We start from the raw sequence: 253 nt of genomic DNA on the forward strand, positions 1-253 counted from the left end.
TCCTGTTCCCACCACCAGCGGCCGGCGCGCTCGGGCTCGCCGGGCTTGATGGCGCGGGTGCAGGGCTCGCAGCCGATCGAGGGATAGCCGCGGGCATGCAGCGGGTTAACCGGCACGCTGTTATCGGCGACATAGGCCTTGATCACCTCAATATCCCAATCGGCCAGCGGATTGACCTTCAGGAGATGACGCTCGGCGTCATATTCGGCAAAGGGCGTATCGGCGCGATTGTTGGATTGGCCGCGGCGCAGGC

General features: G+C 65.2%; 1 protein-coding gene. It reads right to left on the reverse strand.

From position 1 onward, the window contains the following. Positions 1-253 (reverse strand): phosphoadenosine phosphosulfate reductase family protein (locus tag SB772_RS43555; protein ID WP_410838973.1); only part of this gene is annotated, 253 nt, incomplete at both ends.

It is taken from the genome of Paraburkholderia sp. SIMBA_030, from assembly GCF_046535245.1.
GTDB lineage: Bacteria > Pseudomonadota > Gammaproteobacteria > Burkholderiales > Burkholderiaceae > Paraburkholderia.